General features: G+C 39.4%; 9 protein-coding genes. All 9 read right to left on the bottom strand.

Features of this window, described 5'->3' with window-relative positions; translation table 11 throughout:
• Window positions 1-378: 378 nt before the first annotated feature.
• Window positions 379-834: a metal-dependent transcriptional regulator gene (locus tag ACLFMM_RS09000; RefSeq protein ID WP_410808401.1), complete on the bottom strand. Its 456-nt coding sequence runs from the start codon at window positions 832-834 to the stop codon at window positions 379-381.
• A gap of 28 nt (window positions 835-862) precedes the next feature.
• The gene (locus ACLFMM_RS08995) at window positions 863-1,126 is read right to left on the bottom strand and encodes a FeoC-like transcriptional regulator (RefSeq protein ID WP_410808400.1); all 264 of its coding nucleotides are present in this window, start codon (window positions 1,124-1,126) and stop codon (window positions 863-865) included.
• A gap of 4 nt (window positions 1,127-1,130) precedes the next feature.
• Complete coding sequence (locus ACLFMM_RS08990; RefSeq protein WP_410808399.1) at window positions 1,131-1,586, bottom strand: hypothetical protein; 456 nt, start codon at window positions 1,584-1,586, stop codon at window positions 1,131-1,133.
• Window positions 1,587-2,801 carry a nucleoside recognition domain-containing protein gene (locus ACLFMM_RS08985; RefSeq protein WP_410808398.1) on the bottom strand — a complete coding sequence of 405 codons (1,215 nt, stop codon included), beginning with the start codon at window positions 2,799-2,801 and terminating at the stop codon, window positions 1,587-1,589.
• Window positions 2,798-3,319, bottom strand: coding sequence for a FeoB small GTPase domain-containing protein (locus ACLFMM_RS08980; RefSeq protein ID WP_410808402.1), 522 nt, complete (start codon window positions 3,317-3,319; stop codon window positions 2,798-2,800). The genes ACLFMM_RS08985 and ACLFMM_RS08980 overlap by 4 nt, the downstream gene beginning before the upstream one ends.
• Before the next feature lie 2 nt (window positions 3,320-3,321).
• On the bottom strand, window positions 3,322-3,621 hold the full coding sequence (locus ACLFMM_RS08975) for a ferrous iron transport protein A (RefSeq protein ID WP_410808397.1): 300 nt from the start codon (window positions 3,619-3,621) through the stop codon (window positions 3,322-3,324).
• A gap of 4 nt (window positions 3,622-3,625) precedes the next feature.
• Window positions 3,626-3,877, bottom strand: coding sequence for a ferrous iron transport protein A (locus ACLFMM_RS08970; protein WP_410808396.1), 252 nt, complete (start codon window positions 3,875-3,877; stop codon window positions 3,626-3,628).
• 595 nt (window positions 3,878-4,472) lie between these two features.
• The gene (locus ACLFMM_RS08965) at window positions 4,473-5,225 is read right to left on the bottom strand and encodes an ABC transporter permease (RefSeq protein ID WP_410808395.1); all 753 of its coding nucleotides are present in this window, start codon (window positions 5,223-5,225) and stop codon (window positions 4,473-4,475) included.
• On the bottom strand, window positions 5,222-5,710 hold a 489-nt coding region (locus tag ACLFMM_RS08960; RefSeq protein WP_410808394.1), incomplete at its 5' end, for an AAA family ATPase. The genes ACLFMM_RS08960 and ACLFMM_RS08965, both read right to left, overlap by 4 nt.

Raw genomic sequence — 5,710 nt, 5'->3', positions numbered from 1 at the left:
GTGAAAAAATTTGTTGATATGCATAATGGCAAGATATGGATTGAAAGTGAAGTAAATAAAGGGACTGCTGTCTATTTCACCATCCCAAAAAACAATGGTTGACCTGACTAACTGGTGTAGGTTAACCATTATAAGAAAAAACCGGCAAACTGTACCGGATAATAAAACAATCCATATTTTTATTTTGTATAAATATGACACTTACACTAATTTTTTTTGTGAGCATAGTAACCTGTCCTTGTTAAATTTAAGATGATTATCTTCATATCTGTAAAATAAGGACGACAGTAACCCACCGTATTAAAAAAATATTATACTGCATTATAAGAAAAAACAGTGATTTTGAAAAAGGATATAACTATTAAAACCGTTGTCGTTTTATTCCCTTTTTCGTAAATGTTTACAAGGATGCTTACCATTTATACAAAATTGTTCAAAATGTTCGAGCCAACGAGGAAATTCAGGAGCAGTATTGACAAAATCAACAAAGTTCCTGACGTTTTTTATTGTGGTTTCGTCTAATTCATGTTCCATTGTACATGCATCTTTATCTGCAATATTTTCGGGTACATTTATCATCATCAAAAATTTTTTCAGGGTATCATGACGGTCTTTTATTATATGTGCTCTCTTCCTGCCTTTATCGGTAAGAGTGATTCCTTCATATTTCCTGTATACTACATAACCCATCTCATCAAGTCGTTTTACCATTTCATTAACACTTGGTGGTCTGCGGTTTAAAGCCTCTGCTATATCCTTTATCCTGGCGTATCCTTTATCTTCTGTAAGCTTGAGAATCGCTTCAAGATAGTCTTCAGCTTTACTGGACAACATATCTAATACCGTGCCTAATTATAAAAAATCATGGATTGTCATTAGCCAAATTTTTGCCTTTAAGTGTCAGCCTGTACATCTTTGTATCGGAATTGCAACTAGAACATGACGAACAATTCGAACAAGAAAACTGAGTTTCTGTAGTCTCAATATAACCTTCACGTTCCAGGAATTCAGTAATAGCCATAAGAGTGGATTTATTTAAATCCAGCTCTCTAGCAATTGTATCCATATCCATACTGCTTGTATTCCTGTTCACGAATTCTGATAGTACCTGTTTCATTTTACTCATTATTTCACATCTCCTCTGGGTTATACGTTTTCTGTTTAATGTAGTAGATCACTACCAGCGAGAAAGGCAGCAGCAACACTGCGGGAGTATAGGGTGGTGCATATGTCTCTATGAACCCGCTGAAGGTATTGAACCAGCCTGCATCTCCACCAGGTATAGATTCTGCAAACATTGCGAATATATCACATCCTGCCATGACCCAGACCAGCACACTACCCATCACAATTTTTGAAAACTGATGAATTTCTTCAAAGTTTCTGATACCGGATAGATATAACAGTCCAGCGGTAAGCACAACGAATCCGCCCCATCCACCTCTGAACATATCACCTGGTATCTCAAGGAGACTGTGTGATAAGCTGCCAGCTCCCGCAGTTACCAGTAAATCAGCGAGTCCGAACGCAGAAGTTACGATACCAAGTACTGCAAAATATATCTTAGCTATTTGTTTATCAGCCATTCATGTCACCCCCAATAGTATGCCTATCAAGTGTATCAAACCGCCATATGTGAGGACCACTGTTATCAGTGTAGCCAGAGCTCCTAACATCTCTTTTGAACCTTCTTTTAACATCATCATAAATGTAGCCAAGCACGGGAAATACATCGAAACAAGGACTACTGCTGTAATCATCTGGTATGAAGTCATTTCTATGACAGACAGTTGTGCTACAGCAAGATCTTTCCTGAGGAATGCGGCAATCAATGGACCTACTGTTTCTTCAGGTACACCGAACCAGTTTATAAAAAGTGGTGAAAGTGTATTACCAAGCCAACCGATGGTACCTGTAAGGTAGAGTACATTTACAAGTCCAGCTCCAAGTAGTACGAATGGGATCGCTGATTTGAAGAACCCTTTCATTTGCCCCCATAACTTTTTACCGATATTGGTTACCACTGGTTTTCTGTAAGGAGGGACGTCTATCAAGAATTCTGGTGACTTGCCGGGTATCACTTTGTTCAGGATATATCCAAACAAGAAGTATCCTGCAAACAGATATAGCAGCACCCAACCCATGGTATCTGGTATTACTTCCATCATTATACCCAGTTGAGCGCCGCATGGAATAAATATCGCAAGTAATGTCATCATCATGAAACGTTCTTTCCTTGTTTCGAGTATCCTTGTCGATTCTACACCCGGTACATTGCATCCCAGTGAAAGTATCATCGGCACAATGGCAAACCCGTGCAAACCGATTTTATGTAATACTGTATCCACCATTACAGCAAGTCTCGGCAAATATCCCACATCTTCCAGCAGTGACAGCATGAGATAAAATATGAACACTGCTGGTAATACGACACCAATCGCCACGAAAAGACCTGACGTCAGCATTCCGAACGCTTCAAATGAATTACCTGCCCCCGGGTCGCCTACGAGGATGTAATAGAGCCAGCTCCCTTCTCCCGGGAAAACAGACTGCATCCACGGTAGGAAATGTCCATCGAACAGTTTGACCATGAAACCATCAGTCACAAGGGTACCTGCAAATGATCCAAATATACTCCAGAAAGCATACAGCACAGCTATAGTGACTGGTATACCTGTTAAAGGTTTGACGGTAAGTTCTCCAATCGCATCTTTTAATGTGTGAGTGTATTTTCCAAAAGTCACAGTTTCTTTTGCTATCTCATCTATCAGATCCCACCGCTGGTCTGCACTTAATTTCATGTCAAACCTCCGACGTTATTGATAATTCTCTCTACATCGACTGTTCTTGCATCTTCAAGCTTTGACACTAATTCCTTGATACCTTCACCACTGATTGCTATTGTTGGGACTACGGGAACCCCCAATATCTGCTGCAGTTTGTCTACATCGGTTTGTATGTTCTTGTCCTTTGCAAAATCCCACATATTGAGTGCTATCACTACCGGAAACTTCTCCTCGATTATCTGCAGTGCAAGATAAAGCCCTCGTTCCACTTTAGATGCGTCGATGACGCAAATCACCACAGCATCATTATTTTCATGCAGCATTTTTGTAGCAACTTCTTCCGCCATGTCCTTTGGTTCAAGAGAAAACGTCCCTGGGACATCGATTAATTCAACATCTTCCTTATTAATTTTCATGTACCCTTTTGTATAGTTCACAGTGGTTCCCGGGTAATTCGATACTGTAACATTTGCTCCGGTCAGACGGTTAAAAACCACACTTTTACCTACATTTGGGTGTCCCATCAGCAGCACTTTCAATATTCCACCTCTACCATGATTTTCTCAGCCATGTCTAATCCAAGTGATATTTTCGATTCATCAACGACTACGACCACCGGGCCTTTTACAGGCTGTTTGGTAATCATTTTGAGTGTCTTTCGTGTCCTGATGCCCATCCCAGCTATCTTTTTTTTCAGGGAGTCATCTATATCCACTATTTCTCCGTTCTCTCCAAAATCCATCTCAGATACTTTCTTACTTATTGTTGATCGGTATTTTATATCCACATTCTTTCCGTTATTTTCAAACTCTGTTCCAGACGTTTTATTTTTCACAGCATCACACCCTTGAAACTTTGACTTTTTGAGCCATTCCGCAGCCGATGGAAATGGTATTTCGACCTACTTCGATGGTCATGGGGCTTCTTGTTGAAAGCACACGTACCGTCCTGCCTTCATCGATACCTCTCAGTCTCAGCTTATTCTTGAGACCACAGCCTCCACCGATGTCTACAATTCTGACAGTTTCACCTGGTCTTACCTGTGATAGGTTCATGTTGTCCTGCACGGTTTCACCTTCAAATTTTATCATCTTTTGGATTGGTTACTGATATTAGCCATTAGGAATATTAATAGAGTACCCTAACAAATTTAGGTTATATTTATGGAACCCAACATTTTTAAAAATTGTGCTTGAGAGCACTGTTCATTTAATGAGATATATTAATCTGTTTTCGATTGTTTGATATTTCTAAGCGCAATGATTTGAAGTTATAAATTAAGTGTAGATAGCTTTAAGTCAGCTACCAAAGACTAAACTGGCTGTCTTCTTGAGACCACAGCCTCCACCGGACAATTCTATACCATCAATTTATTTTTATCTATTAGACAAATAAATATAAATTTGCAGTAGTCCAGAATTGTCGGACAGGCTGTGAAACCGTTGGTTTCCTTTGACCCCCTACACCCCTTTCTCATGAATAGTACATGCTTGAGTACAAAAACCTTCAAATTCGGTTCTGGTCCAAAGTCGATTGTTCAGGGTTTTGTCCAATCCCTTTTTTGATTAGAAAAAACAATTCAAGAAAAGAGGGCGTATAAGTAATTATTTTTTATTATCTCAGAAATTATTTAACATTTTTTAAGTGATTCCAACAATTTTTGTTAAAAGGGTGTTTTGGAACAAATCACAACCCCTTTAACATATTCCTTTTGTGGAACAAACTGGCAACATAAACAAATAATAACGTAAATGCAGATAAAATCAGGACGTTAATACTGGTTGCAAATACCGAAGTTCCGTAAAATCCAGCATTGAAGATATCTACCAGATATGTGAGAGGAGATACCTGAGATAATATTCTTCCTGCACTTTCGAGTTCTTGTATGGGTATGAAGATCCCGCTGATAAAAATCAGTGGAAAACGTACCAGTGATGAAAGCATCATTATATTGGAAGGTGACTGGCTGCTGGGTGATGCTAACAGAACACCAAGTGATGCAAAACACAGGCTACCCAGTACGAGGGACAGTATCAAAACCATGATTTGTTCTATAACAACACCTAGAAGAACAACGCTTGCAACTATAGCGGCGGTACTTATCATGAACCCGAAAGCTGCACCTGCCAGGATATCTCCTATTAATATAGTATTAATGTTTACAGGGTACGATAACAGCCGTTCGTAGGTACCTTGTTGTTTTTCCCATGGTGTAATCAGTGGACCTACCGATGATGCAGTAAAGAACAATGCCATGGAGATGAAACCCGGGAATAAAGTAGACAAATCCATATCCCGACCGATGTAGAAAGCAAGGAACATAAATAACGGGAAGATAAGTCCAAATATGATTACAGGTGGTTTCTTATAATATATCCTGATGTCTTTTTCGGCAACTGTCATGACACCTCTAATCATTGTGTCAAGATGTGGTCTCATTTTTCCACCTCCGTAAGACTGACAAAAGCTTCTTCCAGGCTGGGACCAAGTGTTCTCAGTGATACGATTTCTAAACCTTGGTTTTCAGCTATTTTTGATAGATGTTTGATGGTTCTGTCCGGACTGGAAGTATACAACCTCCATTTATCCCCATAATTATCTATTCTGTATACAGAAAGGGGTTCGAAAAACCCCCTGTCCACTGAGAGATTGAAAGATATTTCGATTGATTGAGTTTTATCGAAAGTAGTTGTTAATGTTTCAGGCCTGTCGATAGCTGCTATTTCGCCTTTGTTAATTATACAGACCCTTTCACACAGCTGGTTTGCTTCTTCAATATTGTGAGTTGTTAAGATAACAGTGGTTCCATTTTCGTTCATTTGTTTCATCTTATTAATCAAAAGCCTCCGACTTTGAACATCCAGCCCTTCAGTAGGTTCGTCCAATATGAGAATGTCTGGTTCATGGATGACTGCACATGCGAT

The organism is Methanohalobium sp. (genome assembly GCF_046546175.1).
Lineage (GTDB): Archaea > Halobacteriota > Methanosarcinia > Methanosarcinales > Methanosarcinaceae > Methanohalobium.
The sequence above is the reverse complement of the archived record's forward strand: the minus strand, read 5'-3'. Positions and strand labels throughout refer to the sequence as shown.

Bases quoted from the DNA above. Each gene is read 5' to 3' on its own strand.
- ACLFMM_RS08985 (WP_410808398.1), bottom strand. From the start codon at position 2,801: ATGAAATTAAGTGCAGACCAGCGGTGGGATCTGATAGATGAGATAGCA.
- ACLFMM_RS08995 (WP_410808400.1), bottom strand. From the start codon at position 1,126: ATGAGTAAAATGAAACAGGTACTATCAGAATTCGTGAACAGGAATACA.
- ACLFMM_RS09000 (WP_410808401.1), bottom strand. From the start codon at position 834: ATGTTGTCCAGTAAAGCTGAAGACTATCTTGAAGCGATTCTCAAGCTT.
- ACLFMM_RS08990 (WP_410808399.1), bottom strand. From the start codon at position 1,586: ATGGCTGATAAACAAATAGCTAAGATATATTTTGCAGTACTTGGTATC.
- ACLFMM_RS08970 (WP_410808396.1), bottom strand. From the start codon at position 3,877: ATGATAAAATTTGAAGGTGAAACCGTGCAGGACAACATGAACCTATCA.
- ACLFMM_RS08965 (WP_410808395.1), bottom strand. From the start codon at position 5,225: ATGAGACCACATCTTGACACAATGATTAGAGGTGTCATGACAGTTGCC.